The 21,985-nt window shown below is 44.1% G+C and carries 19 protein-coding genes; 10 read left to right on the forward strand and 9 right to left on the reverse strand.

The genetic code is table 11. From position 1 onward, the window contains the following. Window position 1: 1 nt before the first annotated feature. From ACO05V_RS04990 to ACO05V_RS05025, 8 genes are all read right to left on the reverse strand, one after another. Window positions 2-1,294 (reverse strand): NAD(P)/FAD-dependent oxidoreductase, encoded by a 1,293-nt coding sequence (locus ACO05V_RS04990; RefSeq protein ID WP_421848119.1) that lies wholly within the window; start codon window positions 1,292-1,294, stop codon window positions 2-4. Between the two features lie 64 nt (window positions 1,295-1,358). Next, complete coding sequence (locus ACO05V_RS04995) at window positions 1,359-1,781, reverse strand: Rid family hydrolase (protein ID WP_421848121.1); 423 nt, start codon at window positions 1,779-1,781, stop codon at window positions 1,359-1,361. A 48-nt stretch (window positions 1,782-1,829) separates the two neighbouring features. Then, window positions 1,830-2,969: a tyramine oxidase subunit B gene (locus ACO05V_RS05000; RefSeq protein ID WP_421848123.1), complete on the reverse strand. Its 1,140-nt coding sequence runs from the start codon at window positions 2,967-2,969 to the stop codon at window positions 1,830-1,832. 264 nt (window positions 2,970-3,233) lie between these two features. Then, entirely contained in the window at window positions 3,234-4,850 is a 1,617-nt protein-coding gene (locus ACO05V_RS05005) for a GMC family oxidoreductase (RefSeq protein ID WP_421848125.1), read from the reverse strand. Window positions 4,851-4,913: 63 nt separating this feature from the next. Further along, window positions 4,914-5,621 carry an ABC transporter ATP-binding protein gene (locus tag ACO05V_RS05010; protein ID WP_421848127.1) on the reverse strand — a complete coding sequence of 236 codons (708 nt, stop codon included), beginning with the start codon at window positions 5,619-5,621 and terminating at the stop codon, window positions 4,914-4,916. Continuing rightward, window positions 5,621-7,303, reverse strand: a complete 1,683-nt coding sequence (locus ACO05V_RS05015; protein WP_421848129.1) for an ATP-binding cassette domain-containing protein — start codon at window positions 7,301-7,303, stop codon at window positions 5,621-5,623. The genes ACO05V_RS05010 and ACO05V_RS05015 overlap by 1 nt, the downstream gene beginning before the upstream one ends. Beyond that, a complete protein-coding gene (locus tag ACO05V_RS05020) occupies window positions 7,287-8,153 on the reverse strand; it encodes a branched-chain amino acid ABC transporter permease (protein WP_421848131.1) in 867 nt (288 codons plus the stop codon). Before ACO05V_RS05020 ends, ACO05V_RS05015 begins: the two co-directional genes overlap by 17 nt. Before the next feature lie 86 nt (window positions 8,154-8,239). Beyond that, window positions 8,240-9,406: an ABC transporter substrate-binding protein gene (locus ACO05V_RS05025; protein ID WP_421848133.1), complete on the reverse strand. Its 1,167-nt coding sequence runs from the start codon at window positions 9,404-9,406 to the stop codon at window positions 8,240-8,242. A 442-nt stretch (window positions 9,407-9,848) separates the two neighbouring features. Here ACO05V_RS05025 and ACO05V_RS05030 point away from each other — a divergent pair, with 442 nt between their 5' ends. The 3 genes from ACO05V_RS05030 (at window position 9,849) to ACO05V_RS05040 (ending at window position 12,945) form a co-directional block, all read left to right on the forward strand. Next, window positions 9,849-10,793 carry a tripartite tricarboxylate transporter substrate binding protein gene (locus ACO05V_RS05030; RefSeq protein ID WP_421848135.1) on the forward strand — a complete coding sequence of 315 codons (945 nt, stop codon included), beginning with the start codon at window positions 9,849-9,851 and terminating at the stop codon, window positions 10,791-10,793. Between the two features lie 67 nt (window positions 10,794-10,860). Beyond that, window positions 10,861-11,454: a hypothetical protein gene (locus tag ACO05V_RS05035; RefSeq protein ID WP_421848137.1), complete on the forward strand. Its 594-nt coding sequence runs from the start codon at window positions 10,861-10,863 to the stop codon at window positions 11,452-11,454. Window positions 11,455-11,463: 9 nt separating this feature from the next. Then, window positions 11,464-12,945 (forward strand): tripartite tricarboxylate transporter permease, encoded by a 1,482-nt coding sequence (locus ACO05V_RS05040; protein WP_421848139.1) that lies wholly within the window; start codon window positions 11,464-11,466, stop codon window positions 12,943-12,945. Window positions 12,946-13,014: 69 nt separating this feature from the next. Here the strand turns inward: ACO05V_RS05040 and ACO05V_RS05045 are convergent, their stop codons facing one another. Next, a complete protein-coding gene (locus tag ACO05V_RS05045) occupies window positions 13,015-13,758 on the reverse strand; it encodes an IclR family transcriptional regulator (RefSeq protein ID WP_421848141.1) in 744 nt (247 codons plus the stop codon). Window positions 13,759-14,254: 496 nt separating this feature from the next. Here ACO05V_RS05045 and ACO05V_RS05050 point away from each other — a divergent pair, with 496 nt between their 5' ends. From ACO05V_RS05050 to ACO05V_RS05080, 7 genes are all read left to right on the forward strand, one after another. Continuing rightward, window positions 14,255-15,667 carry an aldehyde dehydrogenase family protein gene (locus ACO05V_RS05050; RefSeq protein ID WP_421848143.1) on the forward strand — a complete coding sequence of 471 codons (1,413 nt, stop codon included), beginning with the start codon at window positions 14,255-14,257 and terminating at the stop codon, window positions 15,665-15,667. 253 nt (window positions 15,668-15,920) lie between these two features. After that, a complete protein-coding gene (locus ACO05V_RS05055) occupies window positions 15,921-17,462 on the forward strand; it encodes an acetolactate synthase large subunit (protein WP_421848145.1) in 1,542 nt (513 codons plus the stop codon). An 8-nt stretch (window positions 17,463-17,470) separates the two neighbouring features. Beyond that, window positions 17,471-18,964, forward strand: coding sequence for an aldehyde dehydrogenase family protein (locus ACO05V_RS05060; RefSeq protein WP_421848147.1), 1,494 nt, complete (start codon window positions 17,471-17,473; stop codon window positions 18,962-18,964). A gap of 21 nt (window positions 18,965-18,985) precedes the next feature. Beyond that, window positions 18,986-19,780 (forward strand): SDR family NAD(P)-dependent oxidoreductase, encoded by a 795-nt coding sequence (locus ACO05V_RS05065; protein WP_421848149.1) that lies wholly within the window; start codon window positions 18,986-18,988, stop codon window positions 19,778-19,780. Between the two features lie 11 nt (window positions 19,781-19,791). Further along, entirely contained in the window at window positions 19,792-20,826 is a 1,035-nt protein-coding gene (locus tag ACO05V_RS05070) for a WD40/YVTN/BNR-like repeat-containing protein (protein ID WP_421848151.1), read from the forward strand. A gap of 32 nt (window positions 20,827-20,858) precedes the next feature. After that, a complete protein-coding gene (locus ACO05V_RS05075) occupies window positions 20,859-21,317 on the forward strand; it encodes a VOC family protein (protein ID WP_421848153.1) in 459 nt (152 codons plus the stop codon). Window positions 21,318-21,336: 19 nt separating this feature from the next. Next, the gene (locus tag ACO05V_RS05080; protein WP_421848155.1) at window positions 21,337-21,939 is read left to right on the forward strand and encodes an amino acid synthesis family protein; all 603 of its coding nucleotides are present in this window, start codon (window positions 21,337-21,339) and stop codon (window positions 21,937-21,939) included. The last annotated feature ends 46 nt before the right edge of the window (window positions 21,940-21,985 follow it).

The raw sequence follows: 21,985 nt of genomic DNA on the forward strand, positions 1-21,985 counted from the left end.
CTTAAAGTCGCTCGAACTGGTAAGAAGCAGGGTTAATAATTGGATCAGCATTGGTGACTATGTCCGCTGCTAATTGTCCTGCTGCTGGCCCTGTTCCAAAGCCATGACCGGAAAAACCGGTGGCAATCGTTAAGCCGGGAATAGCGCTGATTCTATCAATTACAGGGTTGGAATCTGGTGTGATATCAATGACACCAGCCCATGATTCTTCTATGTCGGCTTGTTCAAAAACAGGCCATGCTTTTCTTAAATTGGCTAGGGCTTCATTATTTAGACCTGGGTTGACCGTTGGGTCTAAGGTTCTAATCTGTTCAAAAGGCGAACGACTACTGGCTTTCCAGCGTCGTGCTAGTTTTAGATCTGTGAAAAACTCGCTACCAAATGAAGTACGTAAAAAACTGCGTTGTGTGCGAAGTTGGCTAAGATAACGCCAACCGATCAATAAATGATCTAAGGTTATGTGAGCATCCAGTGCGCCACGTTGAGTGATGATGAAACCGCCGTCTTTGTGTTTTCTGAATGAAAAGTCAGGACCACCGACAGAGATGTCTGTTGGGCCTTCCATTGGTTTGGTTCTCAAGACAGAACACACCAAAGGCAGAGTTGGTAAAGACACGCCATGATTACCTAGGAAACGTCGAGACCATGCACCGCTAGCGAGTAATACTTGCTCACAACGGATCTCGCCCTTTTCTGTGACAACGCCGCTAACTTTGCCACCTGTGGTGGAAAGAGTACGAACCGCGCAGTTTTGAACCATAATCGCGCCTTTTTCAATGGCCGCTCTTGCCATTGCTGTGGTGGCAATGGAAGGTTCAGCGCGACCATCGGAAGGTGTGTAGATTCCGCCTTGCCAATCGCCTTTGCCGCCGGGAACATGCTGATTGATTTCTTTCAAACTTAGCATTTTTGAATCTAGAGAAAGAGACTCTACGGATTTCAACCAAGCTTCATGCATGGCAACTTGTTCTTCGGTTTTGGCTAAGAACATAATACCGGATTCTTTATAGCCGACCGATTGACCAATACGATCTGGCATTTCTTTCCAAAGTCTATCTGCAGCGAGTGCCAGTGGCACATCGTGCAAATGGCGACTGGTTTTTCGAATCCAGCCTAAATTTCGAGAAGATTGCTCTCCAGCGATATGACCTTTCTCGATTAATACAACGGGAATGTTTCGCTCTGCCAGCGTTAATGCCGCTGTTACGCCAATAATGCCGCCGCCGATGATAACCACCGTGGTGGATTCTGGTAGTTCATCCTGTGTATGAATAGCATCAAGTGTTTTAGTCATAATTCGTTTCCTGAAGAGTATTCAGAAGGCAGAGAACCGTAACGTTCTGCCTTCTAGTTTGGTTCTATGGAGCAACAGTAATGGTTTCAATGTCAGCGTTGGCTGCACCGCGGTAAGCGGTCACTTCCAGCTCCATTTTATAAATGGTTGATCCTAATGGTGGGCAAGTAACGGTCGTTGCTGGATCGACACCACGGAATTTTTCACCGATCAAGGTCATCACGGCTTGTGTATCGGCTGGGTCTTGGATGAAAACACGAGACATCACTACATCGGCAAGGCTTGAACCAACATTCTTTAGTGCGGCTTCCACGTTGCTGAATACTTGATGTGTTTGCTCAAGTACATCTTCTGGAATTTCTTTTGTTTCAGGATTTCGTCCAGCTGTATTGGAAACGAAGATCCAATTGTCTATGCATACTAGGCGAGAGTAGCTGCTGAGTTCTTCAAGTTTTGAACCGGTTTTTAGTTTTGTAATCTTTGTCATTTTAGTCTTCCGAAAAATAGAATAAGAGGGTAATAATATTTTTTACGCTTATCGTAAAACGGGTGTGTCCCAAAGGTTTAGTTTCACGCCAATGCCTTTTTCTATAGCATTGCGATAAACCACGGTTGCCCAAGCCACGTCTTCTACGGGCATACCGCCAACTGACATAATGATGATTTCTTCATCATTTTTACGTCCAGGAGCGTCACCCGCGACAATTTGTCCAAGATCTTCAAGGTCGTCTATTGTTAGTTTGCCTTCATTAATCATGTCCATGCAGCGAACACCAACCAAAGGAATGTTGTTGTGTGCTGGTTTTGGCACTTCTTCGTACCAAGCTTCGTAAAGTCCTGTGTTGTCTAATACTTTACGAACCTCTTTTTGTTCCATGCCTTCATCTAGACTGCAGCTTGCAGGCATTGCCAAGAAAGCCCCCGGCTTTACCCATTCGTGTTTGACGATTGGATAAGTCGTTGGGTCGCCGACAGCACCAGAATTACAGTAAGTGACAAGGTCAGAATCACGGACTACGTCTTCAACGCTGTCGACGATTTGAATATTCGTGATTTGTGGAAAAGCCACTTTAATCCAAGCTGTGAAGTCGTTTAGGCTGTTCTGGCCACGGCCTTTTATCTTGATGGTATCGATATTTGGGCAAGCCGCTATAAAAGCCGCCACGGTTGTTTTACCCATTACACCAGGGCCTAACAGGCCAATGACTTTAGAGTCTTTACGAGCAAGGTGACGTGCACCCACACCTGGAATAGCACCGGTACGATAAGCTGATAACAGATTGGCTGACATAAAGGCCAGCGGAGCACCCGTATCAATATCATTAAGAATTAGTGTGAGGATAGAGCGCGGTAGTCCTTTTTCGCGGTTAGCAATATTTGAACCGTACCATTTCACGCCAGACGTCTGAAAGTTGCCACCAAGGTAAGCAGGCATCGCCATTAAGCGACGATCGGCTGTGGGTTTAGGCATGGTTGGAAAAGGAGACTTTTCAGGGAAGGTAATCAATGCGCCGTGAGAGTCGCTATTAGACCCCGCCATGCGATAGTCGCCTTTGTATAAAAGGGCAAACATTTCTTCCATAGTGTCGACACAACTGGGCATATCCATTACGCCAGCTTTGATCATGTCTTGCTCTGAAAGGTAAATAAAATCGATCTTAGTGTTCTCTGACATAGCATCACCTCATAAAGGGGGAGTTGTTATTTTAATGAGGCACAAATTGCTCTCTAATCTCACAATACGATAAATAACTTATTTTTTAAAGTTTTTATTTATTAATAAATTGTATTTTTCTCTTTTTTATTGTCTCGTAATACGTTTTTCTCTTGATTAAATCTTTCTATGAGGTCACGAGCTAAGCTAAGAAGAGGAAAAAATAGAGTTCATCGAGCCTTGTGAGAATCAATATAAGATTGCGAGTAGATGATCTTTATTTCTTCAGAACGATGACGCCATGTTATTTAAAATAGCTTGCGTACCTTTCTCTCCAATCATCACGGCTACCGCATTCGTATTGCCGCTGGGTATTTGAGGACAGATTGATAAATCAATAACACGTAAGTTTTTAATGCCATGAACTTTGAGTTCTTGATCAGTAACGCTGGTCTTTGGATCATTGCCCATACAGCAGGTACCACCTGGGTGGTAAACCGTTTTGATGTCGCTGCGGACGAAGTCTTCTATGGCTTGGGCGTCTTCCGGATCAATATTTTCTGGCACGATAATTTTTTTTATTAGAGGTTTTAATGCAGGTGTTTCAAACATTTTTAGACCCAGTTTCACAGCTCGAATATGCGCGTCTATATCTTCTCTGTGATCTAAGAAGTTAGTATCGATCTCAATCATATCTTTTGGATCACGGCTTCTGAGTCTGACTTCGCCACGGGACTTAGGTTGTAAATAACCGACTTTTATTGTGATGCCATGCTGTCCAGCCTCGGCTTTTTCGCCTGGGGTGTTATCAAAATTATCCAATACAGGAAGGAAGTGCATTTGGATATCGGGTCGGCCTTGACCGCAAGTGTCGACAACACCAGCACCTTCTAGAACGTTAGAAGTCAATAAACCTTTTTTTAATATTAGCCATTCCAAACCATGTTTGAGAGCTTTTAAGCCGTTATCTTCTTCAAATAAGCTATTTTTGGCTTTTATAGAGGCATTAATGGATAAGTGCAGATGATCATGAAAGTTTTTACCGACAGGTAGATCTGCCTTGACTGGGATATTCAATGACTCAAGATGGTCTTTTGGTCCAATGCCTGACAGCATCAATATCTTAGGATTGCCAAACGTGCCAGAACTTAAGATAACGTCTTTGCAACTGCGTACTTCAACAGGTTCTGCTCCAGCAATACTAACAATAACGCCTTTAGCTTGACCGTCTTCAACGATGACATTATGAACGGTAGCTTGAGTAACAATATCGATATTGGGATTATTTTTGACCGACGCTAAATAAGTGCGAGAGGTGCTGCCTCGAGTGCCATTAAAAGTAGCAAGTTGGTAAATGCCGACACCTTCTTGAGTCGCCCCATTAAAGTCATTGATATACGGCAAACCGATTTGCTGTCCTGCACGAACAAACGCCATAGTAAGAGGGTGACGGTAGCGGTTATCGCTGATGCGAAATAAACCGTCGTTTCCATGATAATCGTCTGCTAGGGTTTCGTTGTTTTCGGCTTTCTTATAAAACGGCAAAACCTTCTCGTAAGACCATTGATCACAACCCCATTGTGTTGCCCATTCGTCATAATCTTCTTTTTGACCACGCATATAGATCATGCCGTTTACTGCGCTGCCACCGCCTAGTCCTTTGCCTTGTGCAATGAGCATTTCTCTATTATTAGCATTTTTAATAGGCAGTGTGTTGTAAGGCCAAGAGGCTTTTTGAAAGATTTTCAACGCGCCCGCTGGCATAACAAAAAGCATGCCGTCGTTTTTGTCTCCAGCTTCGAGCAATAATACTTTGCCTGCATTCGCATGAACTAATTGAGCGGCGACAACACAACCCGCCGATCCTCCACCTACAACAATGTAGTCATATACTTTATTCATTTTTCACCTTTTACTGTGTCGAAAATAGAGCCTTTACTGTCTGAGGCCTTGGTTTTAGTTTGATCAATGAATGCCCATATAGGCGTTATGAAGTCTAGAATGATCACCTCTGAGCGAATCGCAGGATTCGTTCAAGACACATTCGCCATGTACTAGCACGGCGGCACGGTCACCAACTTCCAGCGCTGCATTGGCGAACTGTTCCACTAGTAAAATGGCCATACCGCTTTGTTTTAGCTCTTTTAGAATGGGTAGGAAGCGGCTCACCACAATGGGGGCGAGGCCAAGTGAAAGCTCATCAATCAGCATGACTTGGGGGGATTTAATAATGGAGCGAGCCAATACAATCATTTGCTGTTCGCCACCAGATAACATGCCCGCAGCGGTATTAAGGCGCTTCTGAAGCTCTGGGAATAGCTCTATCGTTCGAGTTATACCTTTATCGGCAAGTTCTTTACTGTCACAAGCGGCGCGAATATTTTGTTCGACACTTAAGTGAGAGAATATTTGGCGACCTTGTTCTACATAGCTAAGGCCCGCGTTTACTCGTTCTAGTCTGCCGAGTTGATTAATGGACTCGCCATTGAGAATCATTGCGCCACTTTGGGTCGGAATGACATGACTAATCGCGTCGAGTAATGTGCTCTTTCCTGCGCCGTTCGGTCCCAATAGAACCGTGATTTCACCAGATGGAATATCGAGGGTAAGATCACGTACGATCAATGCACCACTTCGTTGAATATGTAGATTTTGCAATTGAATCCCTTTCATTAGGCGGCTCCTAGATAGGCTTCGACAACCGATGGGTTGTTTAAGGTTTCTTCTACTGGACCTGCGGCCAGCACTTCGCCAAACTCTAAGACTATTAAGTCACTGCAGACGTTACGTATTAAGCTCATATCGTGTTCTATCAAGAGGACAGTACAACCAAATAGCTCTGGAATTTGACGAATTAAATGGCCAAGGTGTTCAGACTCCACAGAACTCATCCCAGCCGCGGGTTCGTCTAATAACAAAACCTTGGGCTTAGACATGAGCGCGCCAGCAATTTCCACTAATCGACGTGTGCCAACATCAATGTGCGCAATCAAGGTGTCCTCATGAGGGCAGGCGAGTTGGTTGAGCAGCGTTGGTAAATGCCGCTCTTGGAAGTGACTGCCTGATGCAAGGTGAATATATTGCTTGATGGTCAATTCGGGCACAGCGCGTCCTTGTTGAAAGGTACGACGTAACCCCATATTGGCGCGTTTGAAGGCTGGTTGAGTGTCTAGTTTGTCTTGTTCGAGTATTATTTCGCCGCTCATGGCAGGACAAAAACCGCTAATGACGTCAACCAATGACGATTTACCAGCCCCGTTTGGTCCGACTAATCCTGTCACTTTCCCCGGTGCTAATGAGAAGCTGACATTGTTCAATGCTTTAACCGCGCCATAGGACAAGCTGACGTTTTTCAATGTCATGGTTGAATAATGAAAGGATGTGGGAATTCTGGAAATGGCTTCGATTTTTTGCTTTTTAATCACCGGAGTGTTCTTTTTCGCAGGAGGTACTTTGTTTTTAGCATTTTGGCTAAGGGCAAAAATAGCACCGCAAGCAAACATTAAATCGGCAATGTCTTTCCATTCACCTAAGCCAATAAGGCTTAGGACTTGAGGTGTAAACCAAGTTAAGGCACCAGCAAACAAGGCACCGGAAAGAAAGCGTGATTTTGCTAGGATAGCCGGCGCAAAAATGATGAGAGAGGCATAAGGCTCAAAATTTTGCGCGGTAATGTTGCCAAGTTGCATTAGCAAGAGTGAGCCTGAAATACCGGCAATAAAAGCACCTAAGACAAACGCCATCACTTTACTGATAGATACATTAATGCCCAAAGAGGCTGCTGCGCGTTCGCTATAACGCACAGCAAACCATGATGCCCCTGCTGGTTGTTGCTCAATCCAGACCAAAGCTCGGCTAATGACGAAGGTGATGGCAATCACAAAGAGCAGGTAAGGTTTTTCATCGTATACCCAATCTGGGCGGTCAAAGCTGTAACCTTCCATCATGCCAGGAAGCTCAACTCTAGTGAGGACGATATAAATGGCTAACGCAAACGATAAGGTAATAATCGCAAGGTTAATGCCTCTTACTCGAAGTGTGGGTACTATTAATACTAGACCAAGAATGGCGGCACTTGCGCCACTGATGAGCATAATGAGTAGCACAGGTGTATCAGGGAAATGAAATCCCAGCCACATAGCGACCCAAGCCCCAACACCACTTAAGCCAACTTGACATAAGGAAATGATGCCAGCTCGTTCTGTAGTGATACCGATGCTCAAACAGGTAATGGCTGTCAGCAATACTGAGGTAAATAGAAAAGCGTAATAGGGCGACAGCCAGAAACTTGCTATAGCGAGTAATAGCAAAGCACAATCGCCACCTAAAGCGTATTTTTTAAGCACGTTGACCATCCCATTTATCCTTACGTTTTGTCCAAAGAAGAATGATTAAAATCACTGGTAAGTAGATGGTTTGCGCATAAGCAGCGACTAAAGCATTAGATAGAATTAGCGCTTCTAGCATGCCAAATGCTAAACCACCGATAAGCGTCCAGTAGAAATTATGGAAAGCCCCAATCAATGCCGCGCACAACGCAGGAATAATCAGCAAACTCAATGAAGCATAATTCGCATTACGAGCGGATGAGGTAATAATAATGAGCATGGCTAATGCAGACATTCCGCCTGCAATGCTCCAGATGAGAATCGTTAGTTTTTTTGAAGGGATGCCAATTAATTCTGCGGTGGTTGGTTTAGCGGCAAAGGCCTGTAATCGAATACCAATATGAGTTTTATTGATAAATCGATCTAGGCTCGCAGCCAACAAAACGGACAACAGCAAGGACGCGACTAAGCCACCATCTAAATTAACGTTTCCCAATGTGAGGCTGAGCTGTTCAAACAGTGCTGGTGCTTGTCTAGGGCTGTCACCAAACAAACGAGTTCCTATGGACAAGAAGCCAATCATCAGAGCAATAGCGACGGAAGAACGAGTGCCAATGTCACTATTGTTAAACCAACGAGCCATAATGAGCCCCGAAAAGGCGCCGACTAAGCCGCTTATTATCACACCGATCATTGCCGCTAACCAAAGAGGTGTACTTGAGTCGCTTAGCACCAAAAAAGTGTAGCTGCCAAATAGACCTATGGCGGTTTGTGCAAAGTTTACGACACCACCCATTCGAGAAAGAAGGGTGATACACAAACCGAGGGAAGCATAAGCCGCGCCAATAACGAACCCGGAAGCAAGTGTATCTAACATATCGTTTTCCTACTGTTGAAAGACAGATGCTGACCTTTGCACGACTTCTAATCGTAATTTCGTGTAAAGGTTTCAGATAAATAAAATTACTTTGTACTGATGCGGATGAAGTCAGGCGTGACCGAATTCCATTCGCCGTTATTAAGTACAAGGAATTTTGTAGCCGATGTGGATAAGTGATCCGCTGATTCCGCCATATCTAATGGGGTACCCATCATTGAATTGGTTAGAGCTTTGGTGCCTATACTGCTACGCAGTTGTTTAGTGATACTGTCGCGAGTGATGGGGCCTTTTATTTCTTTCATCGTTTCGACCAAGAGCGTAGCCGAGATGTAGCCCCCTTGAGCAAAAGAAGAAAGTGGGACATTTTCATTGTTCATTAGATCGCGCCAGTCATCCAGAACTGGGCTGCTGCCTAGAAAAGGCTCATATTCTGAGTTTGCATATACTTTTCCGGTGTAATCTTTTGCGGCGGCGGCGAAACCAGAGGTATAAGCAGGAGTTAAGAAAACAGTCGTAATGTCGCTTAAATTTTGCATTTCCATGGCTTTTAGCCAAGCAAGATCCATCTGTTCCGCCCCAGAAAATACAATTGCGCTGCACTGTGCTGATCGTGCATGGAGCACATGGGGTGTCATGTCGTCATTTGGCAGTACGGTTGCGTCTAGCAGAGTGAGTTTTTTGTTTGTCATTTTCTCATATTGTGCGACAGCCCATTTATTACCAGCTGCATGAGAAGGTATGCCTAATAAAAATGCACAGACATTTTTTTCTTTAAGTTGTTCAGAGGCGAAATACAGGGCGGCTAGGGTTCCTCTGGCTGGGCCAACACTGACGGGGCCGAAGGCTTCTTTTTTATAACAGCTGAATTCACCTGCCACACCGGGCAAAGAAAGAACACCGCGACGGTCATAGAGTTTGGCATTGACCGCACAGTCTTGCAGGCTAGCTGAACCGGCAAAGGCTAACACGCCTTTTGAGTCGACCAGTTCACGACCTGCTTGCGCTGTAACCCCCGCATCGCCTTTATCATCCTGAAGTAAATACTCAATTTTACGTCCCTGAATACCGCCTTTTGCATTCACCCGATCAAAGACTGCTTTGGCTGCGGCTGGAGATTCCGGAAGGGTCATTGCTCCTGACAGTGTTGCGAGTCCACCGATTCGTATAGGGGAAGTATCTGCATAGCTATTGATAGCCATTGGAAGTAAGGCAATTAAGATAGTTTTTTTAAGCAAAAAGCTAGGTGGCATCTTTTGTTCCTCTTTCTCTGATTTTGTTATTTTCTAATATTTTTAAACTAAATTTACATTAAATAAAATAGTTATTTTCATAATTCGAGATTAAGCACTTTTTGTGCCATTTATTATTCCACCTACTATTCTTTGATATTGCGGGGAGTTTTATTGTTAAGGTGAGAAAAAATGAAAACGAAACTTACAAGAACTGACCTTTAAGGGAGCGGAAGTGGTTGGTTTGCCCTTTTTTAGGGCGTTTTAGAGTTTGTTTTTATGTTGTTAATCTCTAAATGTGATAATAAAATTAAAATAGTGTGATTTTTTAGTTGTTTTTATTGTCTCTATTCTCTATTTTGATTCTAGGTGCTTTTCTAAAAAAGCGAGAAGGATCACTCGATAGACCCTTTTTAGACCGTTTTTTACCAGATTATTACGCATATTTTGTTAGGAGAAGGACATGAAAAAAGTGACTAAGTTGTTAACCAGTGGGCTGTTAATGGGAGCGACATTGCTGTCGCCACTTGCTATGGCGGAATATCCTCAGCGACCAGTTAAGTTCATCGTGCCTTGGCCACCGGGTGACCTTGAAGATGTATTAACTCGTATCATCGCTGAAGAAATGACCAAAGAAACAGGCAAACCTGCAACTGTGGTAAACAAAGCTGGTGGCGGCGGCGTTGTGGGGGCGACAGAAGTTTCTATGGCAAAACCAGATGGTTTGACGATAGGCTCCTTCGTGAACGATTTGTTGACGATTAAAGTGCTAACAAAAAGTGTGCCTTGGAATGATGACACCTTTGAGCCAGTGGGTATCTTCTTAGATTACCCGTTTGTGTTGGCAACCAAAGGCGATGCGCCTTATAACTCAATGAGCGAATTGGCAACTTATTCACAATCTCATAAAGTGTCTTTGGGGCATTTTGGTTATCAAGCGGGTCCTACCGCTATGACGTTTCAAGCAGCAGATCGATTGAATATCAACTTCTCTTCAAATGCGCCATTTGATGCGACAGATTGTTCTGTACTCGCTAACGGTGATGCGGATGTAATAAATACAACAACACAGCTTATTTTGGCTTGTTTGAAATCTGGAGACGCTAAAATCCTAACAAGTTTTACTTCTAGCCGTATTACCTTGGCACCAGATGTACCAACATTGGACGAAGTTGCAGGTATTCCGCTAACGACTTGGAATGGTTTGTTTGTGCCAAAAGGTACGCCTGAAGATATTAAGCAACGTATCGCTGAAATTGCTCAGAAAGCCTTGCAGTCTCAACAGGTTAAAGATATCGCAGCAGAAACTGGTGCGGTTGTGTATTGGCTGGGTGAAGAAGAGTCTAAAAAACGTATCGAAGAAGAAACCTTTCTGAGTCAGCAGTTAGTGAAATATCTTCAGCAATAAGTGAGAGACGCAAAATAATAAGAACAGCACACCCTAGCAAGTTTTCTAGGGTGTGCGGGAGAGCAATATGAAAGTAGGTGTGGCTATGGGCAGTAAGTTTTTTCTAGGTATAAAAAGTAATGAAATGACTGATGAGATGATAGAGCAGTCAAAGACATTACCATTCTATTTTGCCTTCTTTTGCTGCTGTGCATTGCTTTTGTATTTTATTAGTGACGAAGTGAGGGTGTTTTCAGATAAAGGTTGGTATCTTCAGCCTATGCTTGGTCCTGCTATTGGTTTATCGATAATGACATTATCGTCCTTGATAAAGACGATTCAAGGCCTAGCGTATTGTAGGTATTTATCTCTTTCCGTTGTTTTCCAGTATTTAATTCAAATTGTATCGGTTCATCGTATTGCCTTCTGGGCTGTCGGGGCTTTTTACGTCTATATCCACGCGTTGAGTGTCATTGGTTTTTTGCCGTCGAATCTAGTGTTGCTCCTATTCATGTTATTTATCTCGAAAAAATTGGATCGGTATTGGGGATGGATAGCCTGCGCAACAGCTGTTGCGATTGTCATGATTTTCCGCGTTGTCATTGGCCTATGGATGGATGATGTTTGGCTTTACGGCTTGCTGCCTGATGCAGCTGCTGATTTTTGTAATATGTATTTATAGGTCATTTTTATGTTTGACTCGATTTTATTAGGTTTAAATGAGGTCGCCCACTTAAACGTGATTCTGGCGATTGTCCTTGGAGCAATCATTGGTATCACGATTGGTTCTATTCCAGGTCTAGAACCTGCTGGGGTAATTGCAATTTTATTACCTTTAAGTTTCTCTATGGAACCGCTTGCTGGTGTGATGTTGTTAGTCGGGGTTTATGGTGGCGCTTGGTATGGCGGTGCCATTCCTGCGATTTTAATGAATACTCCCGGCACGCCCGTTGCTGTACTGACAACCTATGATGGTTATCCCATGGCACAACGAGGTGAGGGTAAACGTGCTTTATCTATCGCTTATACCTCTTCTTTTGTCGGCGGAATTATTAGTGTTGCCGCTTTAGTATTTTTAGCGCCTGTCTTGGCAAAAGTGGCCACGAAGTTTGGCTCTCCTGAATTTGCGATGTTGGCCTTGCTTGGTATGACATTTGTGGTGCTTGCCCATGGTAAGCATGTATTTTCAGCCGCTATGATGTTGGGCTTTGGTATCTTTCTAGGATCTGTTGGACTGGATCGTTCATTTAACACCCCCATTTATACTTTTGGGCAAACTTGGTTATTAGGTGGTGTGCCCTTGGTGCCTGCGGTAATAGGTTTGTTCGCTATGTCACAAGCGTTTGTGCTGCTTTCTAATAAAGGGCCTGATAGTTTTGAGACTAAATTAGAAGGGACGGGGTATTTTGGCGGTTTTGTAGACTTGTTACGCCACAAAATAGTGGTGGTTCGTTCTGCTATTTTGGGTGTGTTTATGGGGTTGTTACCCGGTGTTGGTGAGTTTGGGTCGCAGTTTTTCTCTTACACTTTGGCGCAGAAGTTTTCCAAAGACCCAGACAGTTTTGGTAAAGGTAACCCTGCGGGATTAATCGCTTCTGAAACGTCAAATAATGCAGTGACGGCTTCGGTTATGGTGCCTTTGTTGGCATTTGGTATTCCTGCCGATGCGTTGATGGCGATGCTGTTAGCTGTGTTTACCGTACATAACTATACGCCAGGTCCAACCCTATTCGCTGAGCGGCCTGAGTTTATTTCTGGTCTGTATATATCATTGTTTTTGATGAATATTGTGGCTTTCTTATATTTGACGTTTGCGACACGGTGGATGGTTAATCTCACCAAAATCAGCGGTAAGTTCATTGGTGCAGTGATACTTATTCTGGGTTTTGTCGGCAGCTATAGTCAGAATTACCAAGCGTCAGATGCTTTGATCGCACTGTTTTTTGCTGTCATTGGTTATGTTTTGCGACGAAATGGTATTCCCGGGATTCCAATCATCTTGGGTATGGTTTTAGGTCCTGTGTTTCTAACACGCCTTAAGCAGTCTATGGGGATTTCAAATGGTGATATGACGATGTTTTTCACTCGTCCTATTAGTGTGATATTGCTGTCGTTAACGGTGATTTCTATCTTGGTATTTATTATCGGGAAAATTCGTCAGTCACGAGCTTAGAACCGTATTACGGTGTGCGGTAATAAAATACAAAGCGGGTTTTTAACATCCCGCTTTGTATTATACGTTTCATTCACGGTCTAAATGTGCACCTTTTTCAATATTAGCTGTAGCAAGCTGTAAGCGTTCTACCACAGCATCAAGGCGGAACAGTTCGAATGCGCTGGTGGTACCAACAAAAGCAATACTTCCAAGAATTTCATCGTTTTCAAGGTTCAGAATAGGCGCAGCTATTCCTGTTAAACCTAGGTTTAATTCGTCATGAGTGACACAAAAACCATCTTTACGAATTTTCTTCGCTTCAGCATTAAACTCTTTCCAGGTGATGTCGTAGTCTTCGTCTGGTGCAATTTGTTCGTCGTAAATTTTCTTCAAGCGCCCTGTTTTTTGATTGGCTACCAGAACTTTAGACTGCGCACCTCTGAAAATAGGTAATGGGCGGCCTCGGCCAAAGGCAAAGCCATATTTCTTAATATCAGACTCAATGTGAGTATTAATAATATGACCATCGTAGAACACACTCATATAGACAGTGAGACCTGTGCTTTTTGACAGTTCAGCCATGACCTCACGACCATGTGAAATAAGGGGGTCGTGTTGTCGCATCATCCAATCTAGTTCGATGATTCTTGGGCCCAGAGTATAGCTAGTATCTATGCGTGTTAATAAGCCAGCATCACACAGTTCTCGAACATAGCGGTAGGCAGTTGCACGGGAAAGAGACAGCTGTTTAGCAATGTCGTCCACATTGATAATAAGAGAACCTGGTCCAAAAATATTCAGCACGTTTAGCATTTTATTGAGACTAGTCACATAGACCTCTTAATTAATAGATAGTAAGGCTAATATAAAGTTGACCATTAAAAATGGCAATTTATTAGATTATATACCTACATAAGTGATTAGTTTCAATGCTATTTCGTATAATTTGAGATTTTGAAGTTTCTTGTCTGTTTGGGCAGTATTATTTTTTGACTCGCAAAAAAATGTCCGATTTTCTCAAAAAGTTTCAAAGTCTCAAAAATTCAATCAGCACCAAGATGTGGTGATGATAAGTAATGAGTAAAATTCAAACTTTATCTTATTGTGAGAAAAAATATAAAAATACTGTTTACAGCTTGGCGTTCGTGTGTCATAAATCTTATATAGAGTTTTAAGAGCCAATCATATTCTTATGAGATTTAGTTGTGTGAATAAGGCTTGAGCTAGCGAGGTCTACACAAATAATACAGGTTGTGTTTGGTTAATTTATTGTCTGCATCAGGTCATTTTGCTTGGTGTGACGAGTCAAGTTTAGTGGAGATAAGTAATGAGCCGTCATTTTAAGTGTCTTATTAATGGTGATTGGGTAGAAGGTAATAATCCGCCTTTTAATGTAAAGAACCCAGCCACATTTGAAACTGTCGCAACCTGCGCGAATGCGGATGCCTCGCAACTTGATGACGCTGTCACCGTAGCGCAAGTTGCTTTTAAAAGCTGGCGTTTGTCTAGTCATCAAGAACGTAAGGATGCACTAAATAAAATCGCCGATGAAGTCGACGCGCGGTGCAATGAAATTGCAGAGCTGATTGTTGCAGAACAAGGCAAACCTTTTGGTCTTGCGGTTGGCGAAGTGCAAGGTGGACTGGCTTGGTTACGCTATGCCGCTTCTCAGGATATAGCTGTTGAAATAGCAGAAGAGACAGAGACTAAACGTATTGAAATACATCGTAAGCCACTTGGTGTAGTTGCTTCTATTACACCTTGGAACTGGCCTTTTATGATTGCTATTTGGCATGTTATTCCAGCGGTACGCGCGGGGAATACCGTAATCAGTAAGCCGTCAGGTTTGACTCCGCTAAGTACGATTACCTTAGTTGAGATCATGAATAACCATTTGCCCAAAGGCGTTATTAACGTCATTACTGGCGAACGAGGCATTGGTAGTGGCATTACGTCACACCCACGAATTAACAAGATTGTTTTCACCGGATCAACGCCTACAGGTCAATCTGTTATGCGTAATGCCGCTGACAACTTGAAGCGTCTTACGCTTGAGTTAGGCGGTAATGATGCGGCTATCGTATTGGAAGGTACGGATGTTGCTAAAGTCGCGCCTGCTATTTTTGGTGCCGCTTTCTTAAATATGGGGCAAACGTGTGGTGCGATTAAACGCCTTTATGTTCATGAAAGTGTTTACGACGATATGTGTGCAGCCATGGTTGCAATAGCCAATGATCAGGTTGTCGGCAATGGTATGGATGAAGGTGTTAACTTTGGCCCCGTTCAGAATCAAGATCAATTACAGCTTGTTACCGACCTTGTTAATGATGCGAAAAAGCGTGGCGCCACGGTATTAACCGGTGGTCAACCGATTGAAGGTATTGGTTATTTCTATCCGCCTACAATTGTGGCGGATATCTCAAATGATGCTCTTTTGGTTCAAGAAGAGCAGTTTGGTCCGGCGCTGCCTATTATCAAGTTCTCAGACGTCAATGATGTTGTGGAAATGGCTAACGGCGTTGATGTGGGGCTGGATGGTTCAGTATGGGGGCCTGATACTGCAACAGCAACTGCGATTGCAGCTCGTTTAGAATGTGGGACGACCTTTGTGAATACACACGCTCAGATTCAGCCAAATATACCAATGGGCGGATGTAAGATGTCTGGCTTTGGTGTGGAGTTTGGCGATGAAGGGTTACTAGAGTTTACGTCTTTGCAGGTTATGCATATCAACAAGTAATTTTTATTTATTAAGTGTTGCCCTCCCTATTAAGCGGTACAAGCAGATCCTCTGCTTGTACCGTTTTTTTATTTATGAATTTTGTGTTTTCTCTCATTTTGATACTAGCATTATGTAAAATTATAATAAAACAGTCTGTTTTTACTTAAAATCTTAATATATGCCGTAAAAATTAAATTTTATGGTTTTCACTTGTTGACATTAGCTTGCATTTTCGCATAATGTGAGAATAAGTTAATAAAGAGGTTCTTCTATGAATGGTGCAGAAGCAATAATTAAAGCCGCAGTCGACTCAGGTGTTGAGTACTGTTTCGCGAATCCAGGAACGACTGAGATGCCGTTTGTAGCAGCAATGGACAGCGAACCAAAATTTCGCCCCGTTCTCAGTATGTTCGAAGGTGTATGTACTGGCGCTGCTGATGGCTATGGTCGAGTGTCTGGTCGCCCAGCATTGACTCTTACTCATTTGGGACCTGGTTTTGCTAACGGTATTGCCAATTTACACAACGCTCGTCGTGCAAATAGCCCGATTGTTAATTTAGTTGGTGACCATGCCTCTTGGCATGTGAATTACGATCCACCGCTAGCGAGCGATATCGAATCCTTGGCTCGTCCAGTGTCGTCTTTTTTCCGTACGTCTAAATCTGTTGATCGCATAGTGGAAGATTTTGCTGCGGCAATGCGTTCTGCTTGGCAGCCTTCTGGTTCTATTTCAACACTTGTATTGCCAATGGATTTACAAGCAAAAGAATTGTCTGGTGATATGCCGAAAGTGTCTATTCTGCCTCCTAAACGTCACTTCAAAGCAGACTATGTTGAAGCCGTTGCTGAACGTATTAAAGCGGGTAAACGATTGGTCTTCATCGTTGGTGATAACGGTCTTGATGAAAAAGGCTTGAAAGCCGCAGGCCGTATTGGACAGCTTCCGAGCATTAAGATGTTTGCAGAGACCTTCCCACGTATTTCTCATCGTGGTGGTGGTTTGCCAGACCTTGATCGTTTGCCTTATTTCCCAGAAAAAGCCATTGCAGAGTTAGAGCAATATGACGAAGTAGTTTGTGCGGGTGTGGTTGAGCCAATTGCTTACTTTGGCTACGAAGGTTTGCCATCTCGTTTAGCAGAAACGGATCGTCTGGTGACATTGGCTGAAGTGGGCGAAGACGTCTCTGCCGCAATGGGAGCATTGGCTGAATTGCTAAATGCACCAGCTCACAAAGATTTAACTGGAACGATTCCTTTACCAAGTGCAAATGAAGCATTGACTCCAGACTCTATCGGTAAAGTGGTTGCCTCAGGTTTGCCAGACAATTGTATCGTGTCTATCGAAGGCGGTACGTGTGGTTACCCATTCTTCACCGAATCCGCTTTGTCTGCTCGTCACCGTGTTATTACCAATACCGGTGGTGCCATCGGCCAAGGTCTTCCTGCTGGGTTTGGTGCGGCATTGGCAGAACCTGGTAATACCGTGGTGTGTTTGCAATCGGATGGCAGTGCGCAATACACCATTCAAACCTTGTGGAGTATCGCTCGCGAGAACTTGCCAGTCGTCATTCTTATTGCTGCAAACCACAAATACAACATTCTGCAAAACGAATTGCGTCGTTACGGCGTGAAAGAATTTGGCGTGAATTCCGTTGCCTTAACTGTTTTGGATAAACCTCGTGTTGATTGGTTGTCCTTAGCGAAAGGTTACGGTGTGGATGCGGTGCGTGTGGAAACAAACGCTGAGCTAGCGCATGCCTTTAAAGCCGCATGTGATGCCAAAGCGCCACGTCTAATTGAAATGTCCTTGTGAGGTTGAACATGACTACTGTGGAACTATTTCCCGAAGTAAAACGATTTCTAGAAAACCCTAAGTGCTTGTTTATTGGTGGCGAATGGGTTGAAGCACAATCTGGAAAATCTTTTACCGTAGAAAACCCAGCGACGATTCAAACGATTGCGAGTGTTGCTGACGCGCAATCCGATGATGTTGATCGTGCGGTTCATGCAGCGAGAAGTGCGCTGGAAGGTGAATGGGGACGCGTATCTGCTTCAGATCGTACGCGCTTTATGCTTCGCCTTGCTGACTTAATTGAAGAGGACGCTGAGAATCTAGGTCAAATTATTTCCCTAGAAAATGGTAAGCCTTATAGCAATGCGAAAAATGGTGAAGTGGTTATTACGGCTAACATCATTCGTTATTTTGCTGGTTGGCCTTCAAAAATTGAAGGCAGCACGATTCCCGTTTCTCCACGTTCTGGCGAACGTATGTTGAACTATACGGTGAAAGAGCCTGTGGGTGTTTGTGCTCTTATCGTGCCTTGGAATTTCCCGCTTTCAATGTGTGCTTGGAAGTTAGGCCCTGCTTTGGCAACGGGTTGTACCTCTATTTTGAAACCAGCTGAGCAAACGCCTCTATCCGCATTGCGTTTGGCTGAATTGATTGAGCGTGCTGGTATTCCTCGTGGTGTGGTTAACGTATTGACTGGTTTTGGTGCTGGCGCTGGTGCGCCACTGGCGGCTCATCCTGATGTCGATAAAATCGCTTTCACTGGTTCCACTGGGGTTGGTCGCTTGATTGCGCAAAGTGCGGTCGGGAACATGAAAAAAGTGTCTCTTGAGCTAGGTGGTAAGTCGCCTAACATCATTTTGCCTGACGCGGACATTATTAAAGCCGCTAAAGGCGCCGCGGATGGCATTTTCTACAACCAAGGCCAAGTGTGTACCGCGGCATCTCGTTTATACGTTCACGAAAGTGTCCTTGAGCAAACCCTTGATGAGTTGCGCAAACACGCGGCGGCTCATGTGGTTGGTCCTGGCCTCGACCCTCGTTCCACCATGGGACCTTTGGTCTCGTCTGCACAGTTTAATATCGTCAAAGGCTATGTTGATAGCGCGGTTTCCGAAGGTGCTGAGCTGGTTTGTGGTGGTCAAAAACCCAGTGATTTGGGTGATGGCTACTTTATGTCTCCGACGGTTTTCTTGGATAAACAAGAACAAGCTCGTGTGGCCCGTGAAGAGATTTTTGGTCCTGTTGTCACTGTGATGAGCTGGTCGGATGTGGATGAATTGGTTCATCGTGCCAATGATACGCCTTTTGGTTTGGCGGCGGGTCTTTGGACCAACGATCTCACTCAGGCACATTCCATTGCAAGCCGACTAAAAGCGGGTTCTGTATGGATTAACTGTTGGAATGTGGTCGATCCAGCGTCGCCATTTGGTGGGTATAAGCAATCGGGCTGGGGGCGTGAAATGGGCAAAAATGTCATTGATGCCTATACCGAAACGAAGAGCGTTTTTGTCAATTTAGGTTAATAGTCATTAGAGGATTAGGTTATGAATTTAGAATTAAAAGATAAAGTTGCCATTGTTACTGGCGGTGGTATGGGAATTGGCAAGGATGTTGCCTTGTTTCTGGCCGAAGAAGGTTGTGACGTAGTGATTTGTTCTCGCACCATGTCGGTATTAGAAAAAACAGCGGCTGAAATTTCGGCGGCTACTGGTCGTCGTATATTGCCTGTTGCTTGTGATACGACTGACATGGATTCGGTAGAAGCCATGGTTGCTGCGGCGGCAAAAGAGTTTGGTCGAATCGATATCTTAGTCAACGGTGCTGCAGCGCCTTCTGGTGTGGTGCGTAACTCGATTGAATTTGCTAATGACTATGAATTACTTGGTGATTTAGATACTAAAGTGATTGGTTACTTCCGTTGTGCGAAAGCGGTTACGCCTTACATGAAGAAGCAAGGCTTTGGCCGTATTGTGAACATCGGCGGGTTAACGGGTCGTAGCAGCAAAGTTATGTCTGGTATGCGTAACCTTGCGATTGTTCACATGACGAAAAACCTGTCAGATCAGCTTGGCCCTCATGGCATCACTTGTAACATCATCCACCCAGGTGTTGTTGATACTCCTCATATTCAGGAGCTATACGAGCGTGAAGGTAAGTTACAAAACAAAACCCCTCAAGAAGTTGAGCAAGGTTACATTGATGTCACACCAATTCGTCGTACGTTAGCGCCTGTTGAAATTGCTTACTTGATTGGCTTTTTAGTATCGCCAAAAGCAGGCGCGGTAACTGGTGAGTCTATTGGCATTGATGGTGGTTTGACTCGCGGTATATTCATTTAGGAGACAGAGCGATGAGCGGAACAATTTTAGTTTCTACTGTCGGCCAAGGTGTCGTCAAAAGCGCAGATAATGGACAAACATGGCATCGTCTTGGCTTAGGTCAAGATATCGAATTTGATGCGATTACTCGTTCATTAGACGTAGATCCTGCCAATCCAAGCACATTATATATTGGTACCGATACAGGTTTGTGTGTCAGTAAAGATGCGGGCACTAAATGGACTCGTATCGATTCGCCTTTTAATGGTGAAACCGTCTGGAAAGTGGCAGTAGACCCAAATGATTCAAAGCGAATTTTTGTCGGCACGGGTGCGCCGTCGCGCGCGGTGCTATGGCGTACGAAAGATGCCGGTAAAACATGGGATCGCGCGCCCGTAGACATTCCAGAATTTTGTGCTGGTGTGAGTAAACCTCGTCTATTGGCGTTTGCTTTTGATCCAACAGACAGCAACAAAGTTTGGTTTGGTTTAGAAGAAGGCGGTTTGTTTAAGAGCGAGAACGGTGGTGATACGTGGGAGCGTATCGACGATCGCTTATTGTGGGACTTTAACTCCGACATTCACACGATTCAGGTTTTGCCAAATCACGGTAAAAAAGTGGTTGTGGTGGTTTGTGTAAACGCGGTTTATCGTAGTTTTGATGATGGTGCGACATGGGAAGGTGTGATTGCAAAAGAAGCATTTGGCTTGTATTACGCGCGTTCTACGGCCGTACCAATGGGCACAGAAAGCACGATTTACTTAAGTGTTTCAGATGGCACGCCGGGTACAACCAGCCAACTTTTTGTTTCCCATGATGCGGCTGCGACGTGGCAGTTACTTCCTTTTCCAGTACAACCCAACTCTTGCGTTTGGGGGATTCATGTTAATCCAGCGAATCCTAATCAAGTGGTTGCTGGGACTAAGTATGGACACTTGTTTACCAGTGAGAAAGCGGGCCTTTCTTGGAAAAAAGAATGGCGTGAATTCAGTGAAATATCGGACGTGCTCTGGACGCCAGCTGAAGCTGTTATTGAAGCTGCTCATACCTCAGTAATCAAAAAATAGTGGTGTGATCGCATAACAATTAGGTGATTAACATGAAGGTGAAAATTAATCGTACCCATCTTTCTTTATTCGTATCCGACCCTGTGGCTTCTGCCGCGTGGTATGAGGATGTGTTGTCGATGGACATCAATGCTCGTAATGGTGACGAATGGATCATGATGAGCTTTGGTCAGAAGCACCATGATATCGCTTTGATCCGAGCGCCTGAAGGCTCCACCAAAGGCGTTATTGGCCTGCAGCATTACGGCATGGAAATCGATGGGGATTTGACGACGTTGCGCAGGCTGTATGGCATGTTGTTGACGAAAAAGGTGCCGATTGTCAAAACCACAGATCATGAAGTGGGGCTAGGTTTGTATTTTGAAGACCCAGATGGTAACCGCTTAGAGTTCTTTTTAGAAACAGAGCATGACGATGAGCTAGGCAAAAGACGTTTTAAAGCAACCGATGCCCCTAGCCGTCCGTTTGCTCTTGAACCTATTTTTGAATAATTTTATAAGGATCTAAATCATGAAAGAAGCTAATTTTGGCCCATACCACATTCGTAAATGGTTCTACAATTACGAAGAAACCTTAGCCAACGAAACAGGTAAATTGGCGGATGGCGAGCCAGTTAAAAAATATGTAATCGCTGCTGCTATCCATAATCCGTTTGCCAATACGTATTCAGAAGATTTGTCTGCCTTGATTGATCACTCTCCTGAATTAGGCAAAGAGTTTGGTCGTCGAATTAATGAAATCGCGGGTGACAATGAGATCGTGAGTTACGGTAAATCGGTTCTTGTTGGTGCCTTTGGTGAATATGAACACGGTAATGCTTTTCTGACGAATCCTGCTGCAGACCCGATTCGAGTTGCATTAGGTGGCGGTAAGTCTTGGGTGCCTTCTACCGGAAGAGTGGGCGCGCCAGGTGCGATCATCGATGTGCCTCTTGCTCATAAAGATGCTCTATATGTCCGTTCTCATTATGACTCTATTGCCGTGTCGTTTAACGATGCGCCACGTAATGATGAGATTTTGATTATCTGGTCCTTTGCGACTCGTGGTCGTTTGCATGCACGTCTTGGTGGCTTAGAAGCGAAAGATGTGAAAGGAGAAAATGGCCTCGTTTAGAGGTCATTTTTAATTGGGGTAATTTTTAATAGAGGCTATTTTTTGT

This window comes from Marinomonas sp. (assembly GCF_965225885.1).
GTDB lineage: Bacteria > Pseudomonadota > Gammaproteobacteria > Pseudomonadales > Marinomonadaceae > Marinomonas.